At 55.7% G+C, this 20,384-nt stretch carries 20 protein-coding genes and 2 tRNA genes; 4 read left to right on the forward strand and 18 right to left on the reverse strand.

Going from position 1 to position 20,384, the window contains the following annotated elements:
- Positions 1-30 precede the first annotated feature (30 nt).
- The 6 genes from ACWB12_RS02625 to ACWB12_RS02650 all read right to left on the reverse strand — a co-directional run bounded on the left by ACWB12_RS02625 (position 31) and on the right by ACWB12_RS02650 (position 8,517).
- On the reverse strand, positions 31-816 hold the full coding sequence (locus ACWB12_RS02625) for a DUF2189 domain-containing protein (protein WP_479528508.1): 786 nt from the start codon (positions 814-816) through the stop codon (positions 31-33).
- Positions 817-909: 93 nt separating this feature from the next.
- Positions 910-2,037, reverse strand: coding sequence for a peptide chain release factor 2 (prfB, locus tag ACWB12_RS02630; protein ID WP_479528509.1), 1,128 nt, complete (start codon positions 2,035-2,037; stop codon positions 910-912).
- Between the two features lie 78 nt (positions 2,038-2,115).
- Positions 2,116-3,327, reverse strand: a complete 1,212-nt coding sequence (locus ACWB12_RS02635) for a calcium-binding protein (RefSeq protein WP_479528510.1) — start codon at positions 3,325-3,327, stop codon at positions 2,116-2,118.
- An 86-nt stretch (positions 3,328-3,413) separates the two neighbouring features.
- Complete coding sequence (locus ACWB12_RS02640; RefSeq protein ID WP_479528511.1) at positions 3,414-5,945, reverse strand: penicillin-binding protein 1A; 2,532 nt, start codon at positions 5,943-5,945, stop codon at positions 3,414-3,416.
- Positions 5,946-6,058: 113 nt separating this feature from the next.
- Positions 6,059-7,282, reverse strand: a complete 1,224-nt coding sequence (locus tag ACWB12_RS02645; protein WP_479528512.1) for an N-acetylmuramoyl-L-alanine amidase — start codon at positions 7,280-7,282, stop codon at positions 6,059-6,061.
- A 77-nt stretch (positions 7,283-7,359) separates the two neighbouring features.
- Entirely contained in the window at positions 7,360-8,517 is a 1,158-nt protein-coding gene (locus ACWB12_RS02650; protein ID WP_479528513.1) for an aminotransferase class I/II-fold pyridoxal phosphate-dependent enzyme, read from the reverse strand.
- A 76-nt stretch (positions 8,518-8,593) separates the two neighbouring features.
- Between ACWB12_RS02650 and ACWB12_RS02655 the strand changes: the two genes are divergently transcribed.
- Positions 8,594-9,946 carry a M48 family metalloprotease gene (locus ACWB12_RS02655; RefSeq protein ID WP_479528514.1) on the forward strand — a complete coding sequence of 451 codons (1,353 nt, stop codon included), beginning with the start codon at positions 8,594-8,596 and terminating at the stop codon, positions 9,944-9,946.
- Between the two features lie 8 nt (positions 9,947-9,954).
- Positions 9,955-10,704 (forward strand): DsbA family protein, encoded by a 750-nt coding sequence (locus ACWB12_RS02660; RefSeq protein ID WP_479528515.1) that lies wholly within the window; start codon positions 9,955-9,957, stop codon positions 10,702-10,704.
- 16 nt (positions 10,705-10,720) lie between these two features.
- On the opposite strand, the gene ACWB12_RS02665 is transcribed toward ACWB12_RS02660, so the two are convergent.
- From ACWB12_RS02665 to ACWB12_RS02685, 5 genes are all read right to left on the reverse strand, one after another.
- Entirely contained in the window at positions 10,721-11,176 is a 456-nt protein-coding gene (locus ACWB12_RS02665; RefSeq protein WP_479528516.1) for a RidA family protein, read from the reverse strand.
- 22 nt (positions 11,177-11,198) lie between these two features.
- Positions 11,199-12,329, reverse strand: a complete 1,131-nt coding sequence (ispG, locus tag ACWB12_RS02670) for a flavodoxin-dependent (E)-4-hydroxy-3-methylbut-2-enyl-diphosphate synthase (RefSeq protein ID WP_479528517.1) — start codon at positions 12,327-12,329, stop codon at positions 11,199-11,201.
- An 86-nt stretch (positions 12,330-12,415) separates the two neighbouring features.
- A complete protein-coding gene (locus ACWB12_RS02675) occupies positions 12,416-13,633 on the reverse strand; it encodes a helix-turn-helix domain-containing protein (RefSeq protein ID WP_479528518.1) in 1,218 nt (405 codons plus the stop codon).
- Between the two features lie 113 nt (positions 13,634-13,746).
- Entirely contained in the window at positions 13,747-14,970 is a 1,224-nt protein-coding gene (gene hemA / locus ACWB12_RS02680) for a 5-aminolevulinate synthase (RefSeq protein ID WP_479528519.1), read from the reverse strand.
- 112 nt (positions 14,971-15,082) lie between these two features.
- Complete coding sequence (locus ACWB12_RS02685) at positions 15,083-15,688, reverse strand: 5-aminolevulic acid synthase (RefSeq protein WP_479528520.1); 606 nt, start codon at positions 15,686-15,688, stop codon at positions 15,083-15,085.
- Positions 15,689-15,808: 120 nt separating this feature from the next.
- On the opposite strand from ACWB12_RS02685, the gene ACWB12_RS02690 reads away from it, so the two are divergent.
- Positions 15,809-17,194 carry a dipeptidase gene (locus ACWB12_RS02690; protein ID WP_479528521.1) on the forward strand — a complete coding sequence of 462 codons (1,386 nt, stop codon included), beginning with the start codon at positions 15,809-15,811 and terminating at the stop codon, positions 17,192-17,194.
- 58 nt (positions 17,195-17,252) lie between these two features.
- Here ACWB12_RS02690 and ACWB12_RS02695 read toward each other — a convergent pair whose 3' ends face one another.
- From ACWB12_RS02695 to ACWB12_RS02720, 6 genes are all read right to left on the reverse strand, one after another.
- Positions 17,253-17,462, reverse strand: coding sequence for an RND transporter (locus ACWB12_RS02695; RefSeq protein WP_479528522.1), 210 nt, complete (start codon positions 17,460-17,462; stop codon positions 17,253-17,255).
- 12 nt (positions 17,463-17,474) lie between these two features.
- On the reverse strand, positions 17,475-17,702 hold the full coding sequence (locus tag ACWB12_RS02700) for an RND transporter (protein WP_479528523.1): 228 nt from the start codon (positions 17,700-17,702) through the stop codon (positions 17,475-17,477).
- A gap of 29 nt (positions 17,703-17,731) precedes the next feature.
- Positions 17,732-17,808: transfer RNA gene (locus tag ACWB12_RS02705), tRNA-Asp, on the reverse strand.
- Between the two features lie 113 nt (positions 17,809-17,921).
- Positions 17,922-18,515, reverse strand: a complete 594-nt coding sequence (locus tag ACWB12_RS02710) for a histidine phosphatase family protein (protein ID WP_479528524.1) — start codon at positions 18,513-18,515, stop codon at positions 17,922-17,924.
- Between the two features lie 27 nt (positions 18,516-18,542).
- Positions 18,543-18,618: transfer RNA gene (locus ACWB12_RS02715), tRNA-Val, on the reverse strand.
- A 110-nt stretch (positions 18,619-18,728) separates the two neighbouring features.
- The gene (locus ACWB12_RS02720) at positions 18,729-19,133 is read right to left on the reverse strand and encodes an HU family DNA-binding protein (RefSeq protein WP_479528525.1); all 405 of its coding nucleotides are present in this window, start codon (positions 19,131-19,133) and stop codon (positions 18,729-18,731) included.
- Positions 19,134-19,471: 338 nt separating this feature from the next.
- Here ACWB12_RS02720 and ACWB12_RS02725 point away from each other — a divergent pair, with 338 nt between their 5' ends.
- On the forward strand, positions 19,472-19,750 hold the full coding sequence (locus ACWB12_RS02725; RefSeq protein ID WP_479528526.1) for a tail fiber domain-containing protein: 279 nt from the start codon (positions 19,472-19,474) through the stop codon (positions 19,748-19,750).
- A gap of 73 nt (positions 19,751-19,823) precedes the next feature.
- On the opposite strand, the gene ACWB12_RS02730 is transcribed toward ACWB12_RS02725, so the two are convergent.
- On the reverse strand, positions 19,824-20,384 hold a 561-nt coding region (locus tag ACWB12_RS02730; RefSeq protein ID WP_479528527.1), incomplete at its 5' end, for a S16 family serine protease.

The following is a 20,384-nucleotide window of genomic DNA, read 5'->3' on the forward strand; positions in this document are numbered from 1 at the left end:
TGCTGGCGCCCGTTTTTTTTGTCATACGGGTTATGCTTCAGGGCTAAGCGCCATCCGGTAAAGATGCCATGACGCATGCCCAAGCACCGGCAACATAACCAGCAGCCCCAGAAAAAGCGGCAGCATCGCAATGGCCAGCGTCACAGCAATGATCAGCCCCCACAGCACCATAACAGGCAGATTTTGCAGCACGGTCTGGAAACTGACGATCATCGCGGTGACGAAATCCAGCTCGCGGTCCAGCAGCAGCGGCAGCCCCATGACGGTGATCGCGTAGATCAACCCAGCCAATATCGCCCCGACAACAGACCCGACAGCCAACATGGTCATCCCGTTTGCCGTGAGGAACACATCAAACGAAGAGGATATATTGGTCATTGTCGACAGGCCCATAAACACGGCGAAAATCATATGGCCTGCAAAGGTCCAGATCATAAAGATAAACACGATTACCACGATGATTGACGGGAACTGGCGGTTCTTTTGCCGGTACGCCATGCCCAACAGACAAGCCCAGGTTGGTTTTTCACCCCGTTCGCGGCAGCGGCTGATTTCATACAGACCCACGGCCAGAAACGGCCCGATCAACGGAAAGCCAAAGCCAAGGATCATGATCCAATAGGCATTGCCGGTCACGCGGGTCACATACCAGATCAAAACTCCGCCCAAAAAATAGACCCCGCCAAAGAACAGGCCAAATAACGGGTAGGCCATGAAATCGCTCCACCCCGCCTGAATTGCCTGTTTAAGCATTGAAACTGTAACGGTATTTATTTCTGGTACCTTTGATGGTGCCAATTCTTGTGTTGCTGTCATTCTTATTTCTCCCATTCGAACATCAAAGGCTAATGGGTGAAATGTGCTTTCGGCAAGGGAAATCTATTATCCGACGATAACCACCGCGTAAGGTCAGTCGTCGCCCTGCGCCTCGGCGCGGGATTTTCCGGCGACATCCATTGCCAGTGTGGCGGCCATGAACGCGTCCAGATCACCGTTCAGCACCCCTTGGGTGTCGGAGGTCTCGTAATTGGTCCGCAAGTCCTTAACCATCTGGTAGGGTTGCAAAACATAGCTGCGTATCTGGTTGCCCCAGCCCGCGTCACCCTTATTTTCATGCGCCTCGTTGATCGCCTCGTTGCGCTTGTCCAACTCGATCTGGTAGAGCCGCGATTTCAATGCCTTCATGGCGATATCACGGTTCTGGTGCTGGGATTTCTGCGACGAAGTCACCACGATATTGGTGGGCAAGTGAGTGATACGCACAGCGGAATCCGTGGTGTTAACGTGCTGCCCACCAGCGCCTGAGGACCGGTAGGTATCAATGCGGATATCGGCGGGGTTCACTTCGATTTCGATGTTGTCATCAACCACCGGATAAACCCAGACGGATGAAAACGAGGTGTGCCGTTTAGCGGCTGAATCAAACGGTGAAATCCGCACCAGCCGGTGCACACCACTTTCGGATTTCAGCCAGCCATAGGCGTTGGGGCCGCTGATCTTGTAGGCGGCCGATTTTATCCCCGCCTCCTCGCCCGCAGTCTCGCTTTGCAGCTCGACCTTATAGCCCTTCTTCTCGGCCCACCGCACATACATGCGCGCCAGCATGTTGGCCCAGTCACAGCTTTCGGTGCCGCCAGCGCCCGAATTGATCTCGAGGAACGTGTCATTGCCATCCGCCTCGCCATTCAGCAACGCTTCCAGTTCTTTTTGCGCGGCCAGCTTGGCCAGTTTGATCAACGCATTCTCGGCCTCGGTGATGACCTCCTGATCATCCTCCATCTCGCCCAATTCGATCATCTCGACGTTGTCAGACATCTCTTGGCTGATATCCTCATAGGTCTTGATCGCATCCAGCAGCGCTTGCCGGTCCCGCATCAGTTTTTGTGCCTTGGTGGGATCATCCCACAGGGTCGGGTCCTCGACCCGCGCGTCAAATTCCTCCAGCCGGTGTTTGGCGGTGTCCCAATCCATCCGCTGGCGCAACAGGCCGAGCGATTTATCAATCGCGGCAACGGTGTTTTCAATTTCTGCGCGCATGGTCCCTGCCCCTGATGACGGTTATTCACCTCGCCTGATAGCAATCGCACAGGTCAGGGGCAAGGGTTGGTGCGGTTGCTAAAACGTAAGTTGGGGCTGCAAGATGATACTACCATCCGCAATACTATCCCCGCTGACACCTTCTATTACTGCCGCAACAAATTCCTGACCGCTAGTGTCAACCAAAACCACCCAAAGGTCATCGCCGTGTGTTTCGGTCGTAAGCAGGGTCTGATCGATTGTATCGGTCGCCACAGTGACCTGTAAAACCTCGGTCGCCGGATCGAAATCGGTAATCGTCACGGCCTCATAGCCATAGTCGAGCGTATTGCTAGGGGCATCTGGATGAAACCCGTAACCAACGGCAAATGTGTCAACGCCGGCCCCGCCCGTCAGGGTCGTCTCGGCAGTAGCATTCGCAGGCCCAATCAAAGTATCATTGCCGTCACCACCATCAAGCAAGCCGCTGCCACGCAAAACATCGTCACCAGCACCGCCATATAATTCACCGACAAAAGGAATGAAGTCGCCATATTCATCATTGTAGCCGGTCTCAAGCTGATCATTGCCCGCACCACCATAAAGCACACTATCTGCCGAGCCCAGGATGTAATCATCACCATCGCCCCCATGAAGCTCATCGTTGTGACTGTCCCGTCCGAAGATCGAGTCATTACCATCGCCGCCTTCTACGAGGTTGTTACCGCCTGAAACAAAAAACATATCATTTCCGGCTCCGCCATAAAGGCGACTGTTGCCACTATCCGAGGTGAGGCCGTCATTACCTTCATCGCCATATAGAATGTTCTCTCCTGTGCCGCCAACCAGCGTATCATCACCGGAACCACCGTGAAGCTCATCGTTGCCATCCCCACCAATAAGAAGGTCCTCATCAGCACCGCCATAAAGCACATCGTCGCCAGCCCCACCTTCCAATTGATCCCTCCCGGAACCACCATACAAGGTATCATCATCATCGCCGCCGTATAAACCGTCGTCCCCGTCGCCACCGCGCAGGATATCATTGCCGATCCAGCCATGAAGCACGTCTTCGCCCGCATCGCCGTTCAGCGTGTCATCGCCGGCACGACCGCGCAGGGTATCATCACCGGCTCCACCGTTAAGGATGTCATCCACCACGCTGCCAGTAAGGACATCATCACCATCGGTGCCATTTTGGGTATTCTCTTCTTCGGGGGGGACATCATTGTCATCATCATCGTCAAAAAGATTGAAAGCAAGCGCTCCAAGTCCAAGCGATGTCATAAAAATAAGTGCAAATAATCCCATTTACGTCCCCGATTCCAAATCAACTCTTTAATGACTTAGAGGGTAATAAAAATATAGTTTGGTTACAATAGAGGTCAGGCGCAGGCTTAATACAGTCCGCCCGATGACAGAGACCCGAAACTGGCCTTGCCGCCCAGATTGATCGTCTCGCCGCTCGATGTGGTCACTGTGGTGGTTGTCTCGGCCTCTTTGAACAAAGGCAGGTTTGCCCCCATCGCAAAGCCACCATCAAAGGTAATGCCGAATATCGGGTCTTCGCCATCGCGGAAGTATTCGGCCACCACGTTGGGTCCGGATGCATCATCCGACAGGCGGGCGCCGGTATAGCGGTCGATCTTGATGAAATGGCCCCCTGGTGGCACCGCGAATTTACCGCCGCCATATTTGCGGGTGGCTTGTTTCATGAACTGGTTGAACACGGGTGCACACATCGACCCACCAAAGGCCCCGCGCCCCAATGAGCGCGGTGTATCAAACCCCATGTAACAGCCCGCAACGATGTTCGAGGTGAAACCAGTGAACCACACATCTTTGGCATCATTCGTAGTCCCTGTTTTGCCCGCGACTGGTACACCCAGATTGACCCGACCTTTGGCCGTGCCTCGTTGGACCACGCCCTGCATCATCGATCGAATCTGATAGGCGGTGATCGCATCAATCACCCGTTCGCGGTCCGATTGGATCTCCGGTGACTGTCCGGCGGGCAAAGTTGCCAGTTGGCAGTCGTCACACACCCGCTGATCGCGCCGATAGATGGTATTACCGTACCGATCCTGCACACGGTCAACCAGCGTTGGCTGGACCCGCTCACCTCCATTGGCGATCATCGCATAGGCAGTTACAACCTTCATCAAGGTAGTTTCCTGTGCGCCCAACGCACCAGATAAAAACTGGTCCATCCGCTCATACAGGCCAAATTTCTCGGCATATTCCGCCACCACATCCATGCCAATTTCGCTGGCCAGACGCACCGTCATAATGTTTCTCGATTGCTCGATCCCGGTGCGCAACGGCGTTGGTCCGTAAAACCGGTTCGACGCGTTCGTCGGCCGCCAAATGCCGCGGCCGGTGGAAAACTCAATCGGCGCATCGACGACAATTGTCGCAGGGGTATAGCCACTGTCCAGCGCCGCCGCATAGACGATCGGCTTGAAATTCGAGCCGGGCTGGCGCAGCGCTTGAGTTGCACGGTTAAACACCGAATGTTGATAGGAAAACCCGCCTTGCATGGCGATGATACGGCCCGAGTTCACATCCATCGCCATAAACCCGCCCTGAATTTCAGGGATCTGGCGCAGGGTCCAACGGATGAAACTACCATCGCTATCCGTCACCATCGCACGGATATGCACCACATCGCCCACTTCCAGCAGTTTACCTTTTGGTCCCAGCTTGCCGTTTTCCAGACGCTTGCGGGCCCAGCCCATATCTTTGGCGGGCACCCAGTTACCGCCCTCCTTGGTCTCGACAGCTTCGATGCCAACACGTGCGCCATTCTTTGTCACTTCTAGCACCACCGCCGGATGCCATTGGCTCTCTAGAAACACATCACGGGCAATGCGCAAATCGGCCAATGCAGCCCGCCATGTTGCCTCGTCCACCAATGCCTCGGGTGGCAATGTCTGGCCTGTGCCGCGCCAAACACCCTGATTGCGGTCATATTTCTCCAACCCACTCCGCATCGCTTTGGCGGCCTCAATTTGCATCTCGGGGTCAATCGTCGCGCGGATACTTAACCCGCCCGAGAAAAACTCGCCCTCGCCAAAATCCTTGGTCAGCTGGCGACGGATTTCGTCGGTGAAATAATCGCGCGGTGGCAGGGCCTTTTTGAAACTGTCAAAGTCGCCATTTTGCACCGTCAACAGTGGCGCATCACGGGCGGTTTCATAGGCATCCTTGGTCAGATAGCCGTTTTCAAACATTTCCTTTAGCACGAAATTGCGCCGCGCCACAGCACGGTCATGCTGGCGCACAGGGTGATAGCGTGAAGGCGCTTTGGGCAAAACTGCCAGATACGCCACTTCTTCGGGCTTCAACTGATCCAGCGTTTTGTTGAAATAGGTTTGTGCCGCAGCCGCGACGCCAAAACTGTTTTGCCCCAAAAAAATCTCGTTCAGATACAGCTCAAGGATTTTTTCTTTGCTCAGGGTCTGTTCCAGACGCGAGGCAAGAATCAATTCCTTGACCTTGCGTTCGGCAGACCTGTCCGAGCTTAGCAAAAAGTTTTTCATCACCTGCTGGGTGATGGTCGAGGCCCCGCGTAAACGCCCGCCCCGCGCCGCATCGATTGCCGCTTTGACAATGCCCAGAACGTCATAGCCCTTGTGGTTGTAAAAATTTTTGTCCTCGGCCGAAATGAACGCCTGTTTTACCAGATCAGGCACATCCTCAATCGGAGCGAACAGGCGGCGTTCCTTGGCAAATTCGTCAATGATCCGCCCCTCGCTTGAATAAATCCGGCTGATCGTTGGCGGGGTATATTGCGCCAGCGACTCGTGGCTGGGTAAATCACGGCTATACATCCAGAAAACAGCGCCCAGCGTCAGTGCCCCCATAAAAGCGGCAATGGTCAACCAGCTAAATATCGCGCCGAAAAAGGATAGTGTGGTTCGGATCAATTGCGCTCTCCAGCCAAAGGGTTCCAACAGTATATAGGGGCGCTGCCCCCTAGGGTCAAAACGTGATCCGCATTAATCAGCACAAACACGCCAGTTTTATCACTAAATCCACGTCATTGTCGCAAAAGTTGTGCCTCGGCGGCATCTGTAATCGCCCAAGCCGCCAGTGCCGCCCGAATCCCGTCCGCCGCCCAGCCGCGCCAGACAGGCGACGAAAGGTTTTCCAGATCATCTGCGCTGGACAAAAAGCCAAGCTCGATCAAAACGGAGGGGATATCCGGCGCTTTTAGAACAGAAAATCCTGCCTTTTGGCGCGGCCGCTTGTGCATCTTGCCCACCGCCTCACGAATATCAATCACCAGTTGGTCTGCCAACTTGTCCGCCCTAGGTGCGGTTTCCAACCGCGCCAGATCCATCAGCACACCTGCGATCACATCGTCCTGCCCAGACAGATCGACCCCCGCCAGCAAGTCACTGCGCTCGTGGCGCTCGGCCAACTTGGCCGATGCCTCGTCCGATGCGGTTTCCGACAAGGTGTATACCGTTGCCCCCGATGCGCGGCCCTCGCTTAATGCGTCTGCATGTAGCGATATAAACACATCCGCCCCCGCCCTTCGCGCAATGCTGACGCGGGTTTCCAGCGGCACAAAAACATCCTCGCTGCGAGTCATCACCACCGTAAACCCGCCTGCTCGCGTTAAAACCTCTTTTAGTTCACGCGCAAAGGTCAACATCAGTTGCGCTTCACTTTCCCCGCCGGTTTCGGCCCCCGGATCAATTCCGCCATGCCCGGGGTCCAGCACCACCACCAGTGGCCCCTCGCCGGTGCGCCGTTTTATCAGTTCCGGCACATCTGCAACTCTCGGCTCGCCCCACATTGCGCTGGCGGGGGCACCCGAAGTGGCTGAAAATTCGGCCTGTGACGATGGGATCAAACGCAATTGCACCGTGGCCTCGCCCTCGGACGGGTCGGTTACCATCCCCGCCGTCTGCACCGCCATCGGCCCCTTCAGGTCAACCACCATGCGCGACCAACCCGGGCGATACAGGCCAAACCGAACCCCGCTTGCGTTGTTCTGGCCTTCCAGCAATGTCTCGGACGAAATCCCGCCCCAGTCCACCTCGCGAAAATCCACGACCAACCGCATGGGTTCATCCAGTGTGAACACGCGATACGGCACCGCTTGTGACAAATGCAGATCAATCGACAGCCCGCAACACCCCTGATCCCGAATGAACGAACGGGTTGCATCCAGTCGCGCCAGTGCCGACAGGTTTTGCGCCTGAACCGCGCCCCCGCACATTGCAAGGATCGTCAGCAGAAATACCCGTATCATATTGCCCATATTCAAAGTGCCCGTTTTCCCAAGACTATAACGCGCCCCTCTCAATTCGGAAACAACCTTCCCCATCTTTATTCCTTGGGCTTGGGCCGTTCCTGCATAAACACCTGCAACCGCGCCAGTCCTTCCACAATATCCACCGTCGCCCGCGCATAGGAAAACCGTAACGTACCCGCCCCGCGGATATGGTCAAAATCCAGCCCCGGCGTCACCGCAACCCCAGCCTGCTCCAGTATTTCAGCGGCGAATGCGCGGCTGTCAGTCGTGATGTCGGACACATCCGCATAGATGTAAAACGCCCCGTCCGGCGGCGCGATTTTGTCAAACCCTGCTTTGGGCAACCCTTCCAGCATCAGGCGGCGGTTCTCAGCGTAAACCACCATATTCGCCTCCAGCTCGTCGCCGCATTCCATCGCCGCCAGCGCCACAATTTGCGAGGCGTGCGAGGGGCAGATAAACATATTTTGCGCCAACCGCTCGATCACCCGCACATGATCATCAGGCACAATCATCCAGCCGGCCCGCCAGCCGGTCATCGAAAAATATTTGGAAAATGAATTGATCACATAGACATCGTCGCTGACCTCTAGCGCCGATACCGCACGGCCTTCATATTGAATACCGTGATAAATTTCGTCTGAAATAAAGCTGATGCCCTGATCCGCACAGGCCCCGATCAATCCTTCCATCGCGCCTCGGTCCAGCATCGTGCCCGAAGGATTCGCCGGTGAGGCGCAAATCAACCCATCAAGTTTTAGTCCTTTCAGATCCGACGCCACCGGCTGCAAGCGGTTTTGCGCCGAGGTCTGGATACCAACAGGTGCAAGATCCAATGCCGATAGGATCTGGCGATACGACGGATAGCCAGGTTCACCCAGCCCAACCCGCGCACCTGCATCGAACAGCGTGGTGAACGCCAGAATGAACGCGCCCGATGATCCCGGCGTTACAATCACCCGCGCCGGATCAAGCGTGATGCCATACCAGTCCCTATATAGAAACGCGATCCGCGCCCGCAGTTCCGGCAACCCCAGCGCCACGGTATACCCCATCGCCTGATCCTGCATTGCCGCCGCCAATGCCGCACGCGCACCCGCAGGTGCCGCCGTCCCCGGCTGGCCTACTTCCATATGGATAATGTGGCGCCCCGCCTCTTCCGCAGCACGCGCCGATTCCATCACATCCATCACGATAAAGGGATCAACCACGCTTCGACTTGATGTTTTCATCCAACCCTCTCAAACTGCGCCCAATTTACGGGCCCAAAACTTAACAGCTTTGTCCCAAGACAATGAATGAAGGTCAATGGCAGTCATCCTTATCAAACGTATTCTGACACTCGCGCTGTTCTGGGTCGCGGCCACTGGCGTGCTGATGACGCCTGCCCGCGCCCAAAGCCTGATCCGTGATGCTGAAATCGAATTTGCCCTACGCAAACTGGCCCGCCCGATTTTCACCGCAGCAGGGCTGAATGCGGGGCGGATCAAAATTCTGGTGATCAATGATTCATCGCTGAATGCCTTTGTGATCGACAACAACCACATGTTCATCCATTCGGGCCTGATCCTGAAACTAAAAACCCCGCAAGAATTGCAAGCGGTGATCGCGCACGAGGCCGCCCATATCGCCAATGGTCATATCTCGCGGCGTCTGGCCAACATGCGGTCGGCCAAAACTGCCGCCGGTCTGGGGATTTTACTGTCCGGCATCGCCGCTGCCGCCTCTGGCAATTCGCAAGCAGGTGCGGGTCTCGCCCTTGGCGCTGCAGGCGCCGCACAGCGGGTTTTTCTGGCCCATACCCGTGGCGAAGAAGTATCGGCTGACCAGTCCGGCGCGCGCTATATGGCGCGGGCGGGGATTGATCCGCAGGCGATGGTTGACGTGCTGAATATTTTTCGCGGCCAAGAAGCCCTGTCAGCCGCGCGCCGCGACCCATATGCGCTGACCCACCCATTGTCACGCGAGCGCCTTCGCGCGATCAAGGGCTATGCCGCCGCCTATGCGCCACAAGGCAAACCCGATCCGAACTCGGCCTATTGGTATGCCCGCACCCGTGGCAAACTGGGTGCTTTTTTGCGCAACTCACGCTGGAGCCTGCGTGAAGCCAAAAAAACCGGATTTAACGATGTGAGCATGATGATGCGGGCTATCGCCTATCATCGTATCCCTAACGCGAAAAAGGCGCTGCGCGAAGTAAACGCGCTGATTGCCGCCCGCCCCAATGATCCATATGCACATGAACTAAAAGGGCAAATCCTGCTGGAATCCCGTCAAGCCAAAGCCGCAGCTGCGGCCTATGCCAGGGCCGTCAATCTGGCCCCGAACGAGGCCCTGATCCTTGCCGGATATGGCCGCGCGTTGTTGGCCCAGAACACCGGACCCAGCATCAAAAAGGCGTTATCGGTGCTGAAAAAGGCCCGCGCCCGTGATCCGCAAGATGCCCGCATGATGCGCGATCTGGCCGTGGCTTATGCAAAATCCGGCAATAACGGCATGGCATCCCTAGCCACCGCCGAACGATATGCGCTACAAGGCCGTCTGAAAGATGCCGCAATCCATGCCAAACGCGCCGCGGGCCTTTTGCCGCGTGGCTCTGCTGGCTGGAACAGGGCACAAGATGTGCTAAGAGCTGCAAAAGCAGTGCAACAACGGAGATAACTTCAGATATGAAACGCCTTATTCTCGCGGCAACACTTACCGCCCTGACTTTCGTCAATCCGGCCTATGCCACCGACATCATTACTATGACCGACACCGAGCGTGACGTGTTTCGCGCCGAAGTGCGCGCCTATCTGATGGAAAACCCCGAGGTATTGCTAGAAGCCATCGCTGTGTTGGAAGGCCGCCAAGCCGCAGAGGCCGAGAACAACGATGCTGCCCTATTGTTGGCAAACAACGATGAAATCTACAATGATGGCGTGTCCTATGTCGGCGGCAATCCTGACGGCGACATCACCATCGTCGAATTTTCCGATTATCGCTGCCCTTATTGTAAACGCGCCCACCCCGAAGTCACCGAACTGGTCGCATCAGATGGCAATATCCGCCTGATATACAAAGAATTTCCAATCCTCGGGCCGGAATCCCTGACCACTGCCAAATTTGCATTGGCCACGTTGATGGTCGCTGGCCCCGGCGCCTATGAAAAGGTCAGCGCCGCCCTGATGGAGCTGCGTGGCGCCCCCAGCAGCGATGCCTTGGCCAATATGGCCAAAGAGTTTGATCTGGACGCCGCAGCCCTGCTGGAAAAGATGGAAAGCACCGAAGTGACCCAAGCCATTCAAGCCAATCGCGCGCTTGGTCAAAGGTTGCAGATTTCCGGCACTCCGACGTTTATTCTGGATGGCCAAATGGTGCGGGGCTATGTGCCACTGGATGCCATGCGCGATATGGTCGAAACAGCCCGCAACGAATAGCGGCCAAACACATGCTTTAGCCGTCGATCAACAGTTCTGCCTGAATTTCGACGGCTATCGCAAACGGCAATGACACCATGCCCACGGCTGACCGCGTATGGGCGCCGACCTCTTTGCCAAACACCTCAATAACCAGATCGGTAAAGCCGTTGATCACCGCCGGTTGCTGGCCAAATCCGGCAGCGCAATTCACCATGCCGAATATGCTGCACCATGCGGTTATGCGGTCCAGATCACCCAGCTCGCGTTCCAGAGAGCCAAGGATCGACAGCCCTGTTTTTCGCGCCAAAACGTAGCCCTCATCGACAGTTACATCCACACCGACCTGCCCGAACGGCCCTGCCAATGTTCCGTCGCTGTTTTGTGGGCCGTGGCCCGAGACAAACACCAGATTGCCCCGCACCAGAACGGGCGGGAATGGTAAAACAACGCCCTCAGGCATCACTGGTTCGGGTGGTAGAAGCAAACCCATTGCAGAGATTTTTCCTGCAATATCAGCCACCTGCCACCTCTTCTTCTGCCAGTTTAGCATCAATGACCACGGCACGTTCTTCAACCTGTTGAACGATATGTTCGATCATCTCGTCATTGCTTAGTTTATGGCTCTGCGCGCCTGCCAGATACACCATACCGCTGCCAGCCCCGCCACCGGTGAACCCGACATCGGTCATCAATGCCTCGCCCGGCCCGTTGACCACACAGCCGATGATGCTCAGGCTCATCGGGGTTTTGATGTGTTCCAGACGACGTTCCAGCGTGTCCACCACCTTGATCACATCAAACCCTTGCCGCGCACAGGACGGGCAGGAAATGATGTTCACACCGCGATGGCGCAACCCCAGTGATTTCAGGATTTCAAAGCCGACTTTGACCTCTTCCACCGGATCCGCCGACAGGGACACGCGAATGGTGTCGCCAATGCCCATCCACAGCAGGTTCCCCAGCCCGATGGCCGATTTGATCGTGCCTGAAACCAGCCCGCCTGCCTCGGTCACCCCCAGATGAATCGGCGCGTCTGTGGCGTCTGCCAGTTGTTGATAGGCGGCGGCGGTCATGAACACATCGGACGCTTTGACCGATATCTTGAATTCGTGGAAATCATTGTCTTGCAGGATTTTGATATGTTCCAGACCGCTTTCAACCATCGCGTCAGGGCATGGCTCGCCGTATTTATCCAGCAGGTGCTTTTCCAGTGATCCGGCATTTACGCCAATACGGATGGAACAACCGTGATCCTTGGCCGCCTGAATCACATCGCGCACCCGCTCAGGCTTGCCAATATTGCCCGGGTTGATCCGCAAACAGGCCGCCCCGGCCTCGGCGGCCTCAATCGCGCGTTTATAGTGGAAATGGATGTCGGCCACGATCGGTACGGGGCTCTCGGTTACGATTTCCTTTAGTGCGGCAGACGAGGCAACATCCGGCACGGATACCCGAACGATGTCTGCCCCCGCCTCGGCACAAGCCAGCACTTGTTTAATGGTCGCGCCAGCATCCGATGTCAGTGTATTGGTCATCGTCTGCACCGCAATCGGCGCATCGCCCCCGACGGGCACAGTGCCGACATGGATTTTACGCGATTTACGGCGGTAAATATCGCGCCATGGACGGATTGGGTTATGCATTATCGATCAGCCTTCTTGGCCAGTTTCAACATGTGTCTAGGGATAGATAATCACGCAGGTAATAACAGGCAATGTCTGATGCGGGATTATTCTTCGGGCGTTTGGGCCACAGGGGCAACCGAAAGGGCCGCAACGACGCTGGCCAGCTCTTCGCTGGCAGTCAGATCCGCCAAAGCATAGGTTGCCTTGATCTCGTCCTGGCCCAAGGCGATTTTGCTGACGACAGACGCCCCTTCACCGGCAGGCCCGTAGGTTTGCCCGTTCACCGCAAAATATACCGTGCCGGCATAACCCGTGCGCAGCGTTGGTGGTTCTTCGGTTTTGGGCAAAACAAATTTTTCGCCTGCATCCATGACTTTTTCAAAGATCACAGTGCCGTCCGCCGATTTGATCCGCACCCACGCAGGGCGCACAGCAAATATCGAAACTTCGGGCACACCGTCCGCGACCACCTTGATCAAGGTTGGATCGGGCGACAGGTCTGGTGCATCCAGACCGGCCATCACACGGCGCAGGTCATCGCCGTTTAGGTTATCGTCGGGGGCAAGGGTGCCAAAATTCTGCGGGTTCAGCGCCGAAATAGGCCCGTCACGCGCCACCATCACCGGCACGTCCAGCGCCTGTGGGCGATACAAACGGTCAAGCGCATCGGGGGTCGGGGCAACAAACCCCGTGGATTGGTCAACAGCGGCAATCACATCTTCGCTCGCGGCCAACGGATCAACCGTATCGGTCACACCAGGCGATTGTTCAACCGGTGCGAATTGCACTCGCTGCACCTCTTGCAACACCGACCAGCCACCATAGCCAATGCCACCAATCAACGCGACCAGAACCAGCACCGAGCCGATTGCACCAGCCTCGATATTGGCAAACATCGGTTCTTTTTGCGGCACAAACGCCGCGTTCGGATCCGCAAGCGGATCACGGTTTTCACGTTTTTGGCGCGCGGGCTTGACCGCTGCCGTGCTAGAAGCCTCGGCCGACATACCATGCGCCGTTTCGTAATCGCTTTCTTTACAGAATTCCTGATAAGCCCATTCCGGTTCCAACCCCAGATAGCGAGCGTATGAACGCACATATCCTGCAATAAAACTGGGGGAGCCAAAGGCGGTCGGGTCTGCATTTTCAATCGCAGCAATATAGGTCGCCTTGATTTTCAATTCGCGTTGCACATCCAGCAGGGATTTTCCAAGCGTTGCACGCTCGCCGCGCATCACGTCACCAAGGCGCAGATCATAGGCGTCGAAACCGCTCGGCGCGTCGTCTTCAGCCTCTTTAGACGAGAAAATCCGCCTGATCATTTACCCTGCTCCGTCGTCACGCAATCATCCCCAAAATAGTCGGCGATTCGATATGCGCCGATCTATTACGGATAACGTAGCACAGAACAACCAATTATGCACGTTTACAAAGACTAACCAGTTAGTTCGGCGCGATTTAGCGCACATTGCGACCACAGCTCGTCTAACGCCCCCACCAGCTTGTCTATCTCCTCGGGTCCATGCACTGGTGACGGGGTAAACCGCAACCGTTCAGTGCCGCGTGGCACGGTCGGGAAATTGATTGGCTGGGCGTAAATCCCATGATCTTCCAGCAACCGGTCCGATAACATCTTACATTTCACCGGATCACCGACATGCACTGGAACGATGTGGGTGCCGTGGTCAATGATCGGCAGGCCAAGCGCCTTAAGGCGGTCCTTCAGAATACGTGCCTGTGTTTGCTGCAACGCGCGCAAATGCGGATCGGTCTTTAGATGTTTCACGGATGCCGCCGCCCCCGCCGCAACCGCAGGCGGCAGACTGGTGGTGAAAATAAAACCTGGCGCATATGATCGGATCGCATCCGCCATTTTGGCGGAGGTGGCGATATAGCCACCCATCACACCGTATGCTTTGCCAAGGGTGCCGTTGATAATGTCGATCCGGTCCATCAACCCGTCACGTTCGGCAACACCAGCGCCATGCGGGCCATACATGCCCACGGCGTGGACCTCGTCAATATAGGTCAGCGCGTTGAATTCATCAGCCAGATCAAGCACTTCCTTAATCGGGCCAAAATCACCATCCATCGAATAGATCGATTCAAAGGCTATCACGCGCGGCTGATCGGGGTCCAGCGCCTCAAGCAATTCACGCAAGTGTGCCATGTCATTATGGCGCCAGATTTTCTTGTCACCGCGCCCGTTGCGTATGCCCTGGATCATTGACGCGTGATTCAATTCATCCGAAAGAATCACCAGCCCTGGGAACAGCCGTGGCAGCGTTGAAAGCGTGGCGTCATTGGCGAGATAGGCCGAGGTGAATATCAGCGCCGCCTCTTTTTGGTGCAGATCGGCCAACTCGGCCTCTAGCTGTTTGTGATATACCGTGGTGCCGGAAATATTACGCGTGCCGCCAGACCCCGCACCGGTGGCATCCAATGCTTCGTGCATCGCTTCAAGCACATGCGGGTGCTGGCCCATGCCCAGATAATCATTGCCACACCAAACCGTAATCGGTTGCTCCGTCCCATCAGGACGGCGCCAGATCGCGTGCGGAAAGGCACCTTTGCGCCGCTCAATGTCAATAAAGGTGCGATAGCGCCCCTCATCATGCAAACGTTGCAGGCTTTCATCGAGTTTGACAGAATAATTCAATGTTAGGCTCCCTTTTCAGGCACCGTAGAATCGCGCCCGATTGTAGAATGCCTACACATTATCGCCCAAATATTCTTTGGAATAGGTTACAAATTGACGCTGCAGGTAATCTTTAGTTCTGGATCACAATTTCGCAATCACTCGCCCCTTTTGGCTTGGCAACCGCGTTGCAGCTGGCCAATGCGGTCTGGTCTGCATCATCCCCTTTGGCAAATGCGTATTCACCCGTTTTTGGTGATATGGCGAATGCCTTGGGGCCGCCGCCCCCGCGGTATTTCTTGCGGAATGCCAATGTCGCATCTGAACTCAGTTGGAACCCTGTTTCACTCCAGCCTGCTGGGCGCACCAAACCGATAATCACACATTCCCCCCCGCCATTGCGCTCGGCGTTACAGCCAGCAAGGGCCGCGGCGCGGGCTGCATCCAGACTGTGGTGGTTAATCGCCCCCATCGCACCCTTGATATCACCCAAAGACGCCGCCCCATTGGCAGGTGATACCGCAAAGGCACCATAATACTGAAATTTCTGATCCAGCAGATTCAATCGAAGCGCCGCGCGCTCCCCGTCGTTTAAAAAACTTTGCGGTAATATTTCGATTTCAACTTTGTTCGGCTTGAACAACAGTTTCTTTGCCGTTTTTGTATCAATCGGCTCTGCCGCGACCGCGCCAGCACCCAAAATTACGGCCACACTCAGGCCCGCCAGAATCCTACCCATATTTCCCTCCAGAATGGTTGGGCTAATGTTAGCTCGTATCCCGCACCCTGACCAGCCTCTCTGGACATGGCGTGCACGCCTGATACGCTCCGGCTGATTCACATTTGCCGGAGCCTTCCAATGACCCTAGACGCTGTCCTTGCCAAAATTGACGAAAACCTGCCAGAGGCGACCGAACGGCTGCTTGACCTGTTGCGCATTCCGTCGATTTCCACTGACCCCGAATTTGCCGCGGATTGCGACCGTGCCGCGGATTGGCTGGTCAATGATCTGAAAACCATCGGCTTTGACGCAAGCAAACGCAAAACCACAGGCCATCCGATGGTCATGGCCCATGCAGACGGGGGCCATGCAGACGGGGGCACGCATGTTATGTTTTACGGCCATTACGATGTGCAGCCGGTGGACCCGCTTGATCTGTGGGACACTCCGCCGTTTGAACCGGCGTTAGAGGAAACCGACAAAGGCGTGGTTATTCGCGGGCGCGGATCGTCCGACGACAAAGGCCAGTTGATGACCTTTGTCGAGGCTTGCCGCGCCTGGGTTCAGGTGCATGGCAAGCTGCCGATCAAGGTCTCGATCTTTTTTGAAGGCGAAGAGGAATCCGGCTCGCCCTCATTGGTGCCCTTCATGCGTGAAAATGCGGACGAATTGACCGCCGACATCGCTATGATCTGTGACACTGGCCTGTTTGAAAGTGCTGTGCCCGCCATCACCACCCAGTTGCGCGGCATGATAACGGAAGAATTCAGCATCAAAGGCGCGGCGCGTGATCTGCATTCGGGTATGTATGGCGGGCTGGCTGGCAACCCGATCCATGTGCTGTCGAACATTATCGCCGGTTTGCACGACGAAACAGGGCGCATCACGCTAGAGGGGTTCTATGACGATGTGCCGGAACTGTCCGATGAAATGCGCAGCCAGTGGCAGAGCCTTGCCTTTGATCATGGCACCTATCTGAGCGACGTGGGACTGTCGGTGCCCGCCGGCGAAATGGATCGCACCCCGCTGGAAATGATCTGGTCGCGCCCCACCGCCGAGGTGAACGGGATCTGGGGAGGCTACACCGGTGACGGGTTCAAAACCGTGCTGCCAGCCGAGGCCCACGCCAAAGTCAGCTTCCGGCTGGTTGGCACCCAAGACCCCGACAAAATCCACGGAAGCTTTGTCAAATATATCAACGCTCATCTACCGGATGATTTCACCGCCGAATTCACCCCAAGCCGTGGCGCGCCCGCTTCGCAAATGTCCACCGACAATCCAGCGTTCGAGAAATCCCGACAGGCATTGACGGATGAATGGCCCCGCCCTGGGTCCTATGTTGGGTGCGGTGGATCAATCCCGATTGCAGGGTTTTTCAAGGATATTCTGGATATGGACGCCATGCTGATCGGGTTTGGCCGCGATGATGACGCGATCCATTCGCCGAATGAAAAATACGATATGGAGAGTTTTCATAAAGGCACACGCAGCTGGGCACGGATATTGGCGGCGCTGGCCAAGTAGCGCTCAAAATCCTTTGAAAGGATTTTACCCAAATATTTTCAAAATATTTGCCTTGCGCCTAGCTGATAGCGACCTGCACCAGTTTAGCGACCAGCACCACAAACGGCGCTGCGTGCAATACAAGATCAAACACATCAATCGGGCGCTTCAACGTGCCCGCCTTGATCATCTTGATCTTTTCCCAGATATGCGGCTCGGGCACGAACGGCGCTAGCCCCAGCGTGGCCGCCGCGATCACCGCATAAGACAGCGGCAGTTGTTCCAGCATGCCCCACATGGCTTAACCTTTCCCAGCACCACTGCGCAGGCGCAGCAATTTGGCGACCAATATCACCGATGGGGTGCCGTGAAACAGCAGATCGACAATATCAATCGGTTTTACCAACGTCCCATCCATCAACATCCGCAGTTTTTCAAACAGATGTGGTTCTGGCACAAATGGCGACAGCCCCAGAAATATGGCCATGATCACTGTCATCTGCATCGGAATTTTGTCGAGAAATGACATGCGGCCTCTTTCATCACTAAGGGGATAAGTGGCGCGGTTGACGGGACTCGAACCCGCGACCCCCGGCGTGACAGGCCGGTACTCTAACCAACTGAGCTACAACCGCGCACTTTAACAAACCACCAAGCGGCGATCTGTTTGGGCGTTCTAGGGCTATGGGCGATAGGCGTCAAGCCGTTCCGGCGGGTTTTACGAAAATACTTTGCCCGCAACCACCGCTTAACCTTCCAACAGCACCTGCTGCCCGTCGCGCAGGTGGTAAACACAGCCCTGCCCGCCTCCTAAACCCGCTATTTCATTCCCAACATGGCCCAGCCAAATCCCGCGCAGAATACGTGATGTAATCCCGTGGGTGACAATAATGCCTGGCCCCTTTAGTGATGCCAAAAACCCTTTGATCCGCGCCCGCATAACATCAAAACTTTCACCGCCTGGGGATTGGAACTGCCAATCAAATTCGGTCGTATCGGCATGTTTGACGTGCTCGGACCATCCCGTGGAAATCTGCTCAAAAGTCAGCCCTTCCCACGCTCCAAAAGATATCTCGCACAAACGCTGGTCTTGTGTGGCCATCATCCCCAATGGAGCAAGCGCGATCTGCGCTGTATGTATCGCCCGCTTCTGGGGGCTGCAATGGGCGACAATGTCACTGCGCCCTTTGGTTACATCAGCCAACAATTCACCTTGCACACCTGCCTGCACCCGCCCTTTGGCCGTCAATTCGGAATTCATACGCCCCTGGAATCGCCCCGCAAGATTCCATTCGGTTTGCCCATGCCGCAGTACAAATATTTCGGGGTATTTATCTGCCATCTGACGCTCGCATCAAAATAAGGGAAATGGTGGGTGATGAGAGGCTCGAACTCCCGACATCTTCGGTGTAAACGAAGCGCTCTACCAACTGAGCTAATCACCCTTGCCGAGCCGCGTCATAACGCGGTTTGCATGGGACGCGCAAGCCCTATTAGGTAAAAAACGCACCACTTTTGCGATGCGTTCATTATTTTAGGTATCTGCCTCTGAAAATCAGGAACTCGGGGCGTTTTTAACGACAGTGCTGCCAGCATTTTCCTTGCGACGGCGCACCTTGGCGACGATCACAGTAGCGTTTGGTTTGTCGATCACACGGTTGATCATTATTTTCCCCAATGGCTGCAGGTTCAGCTCTTCGCCATTGCTCAGCGCCTCGCCAAGGACTGCAAGCATCGCCTCGACGGTAGGCTTGGCATCTTTCTTTTTTATCCCGGAACGTGCCACGACCCGCTCGATCAACTCTTTCTTGCGCAGCACAGGTACGTCAGTCGCGGGTTTGGCCGCTGGTGTTGGTGTTGGCTTTGCCACGGTGGCTTTCTTCATGACCTTGGGGGCCACACGGGCCGTGATTGTTTTTTTGCCTGTCGTGGGTGTCTTTTTCTTGATCGTGGTTGCCATTGCTCAATCTACCTTTTGTTTCCGGATTGGAAACAACATAACGCCTTATGGCAAATTATGCCACCTCTGTAGTGTGATGGCGAAAACACATGACTAAAGCAGGGTACTGGTAATGGTTGACGCCAAGTCAATACTACATATGGTATGTAAGTGTATATTTGTAGCAATAAACAAGGGAGTAATAAAAGATGAGAAATACAATCATCGCAGGCGCATTAATTTGCGGCCTGACAGCACAAGCGGCATTCGCGGGCAACTTAATCGAGCCGACAATGGAGCCAGAAGTGGTTGCCTAGGAAACCACCAGTAGTGGCGGAGGGTTGTTAATTCCGATCCTTTTGCTGGTCCTTTTAGCCGCGGCTGTATCTGGCGGTGGTAGTGATCCTGTTCCGGCGGTCAGTGACGCGCGCCTGAAGGCCGACATTACACAGGTTGGTATGTCAGACAGCGGTCTTCCTCTTTATCATTTCCGCTACATCGGCCTGCCCACTATGTATCAAGGCGTCATGGCGCAGGACGTGCTGACACATACACCCGAAGCCGTGGTGACTATGCCCGGTGGTTACTACGCCGTTAACTACGACATGCTGGGTCTGGAAATGACAGTCGTCGACTAAGTCCCAACAACAAATACCATGCAGAAAGGGCGCCTCAAACGGGCGCCCTTTTTAATTTCGATATTGGTTCGGATCAGTGCGCCGTAGCGCCCGCATCCCCTGCCTTGGCCGCCAGCGCCGCTTTGGCAGCGGCCGCTTCTTCGGCTGCCTCATCCCATTCCACAGGTTCGGGCGCGCGTACCAAAGCATACTTTAGCACCTCGGACACATGCGCGACGGGAATGATCGTCAGCCCCTCTTTCACATTGTCAGGGATTTCGACCAGATCCTTTTCATTTTCGGCCGGGATCAGCACGGTTTTAATGCCACCTCGCAACGCGGCCAGCAGTTTTTCCTTCAAACCACCAATGGGCAGAACATTACCGCGCAGGGTCACCTCGCCGGTCATGGCGATGTCTTTCTTTACAGCGATGCCCGTCAGCACTGACACGATAGATGTCACCATCCCCACACCGGCACTCGGCCCGTCCTTTGGCGTTGCGCCTTCGGGTACGTGAACGTGGATGTCGATTTTCTCGAACACTGGCGGTTTGACCCCGATTTCAGGGCTGATCGAGCGCACATAACTGCTCGCCGCATCAATGCTTTCCTTCATCACATCGCCCAATTTGCCGGTGGTTTTCATCCGCCCCTT

The organism is Profundibacter sp. (assembly GCF_056498605.1).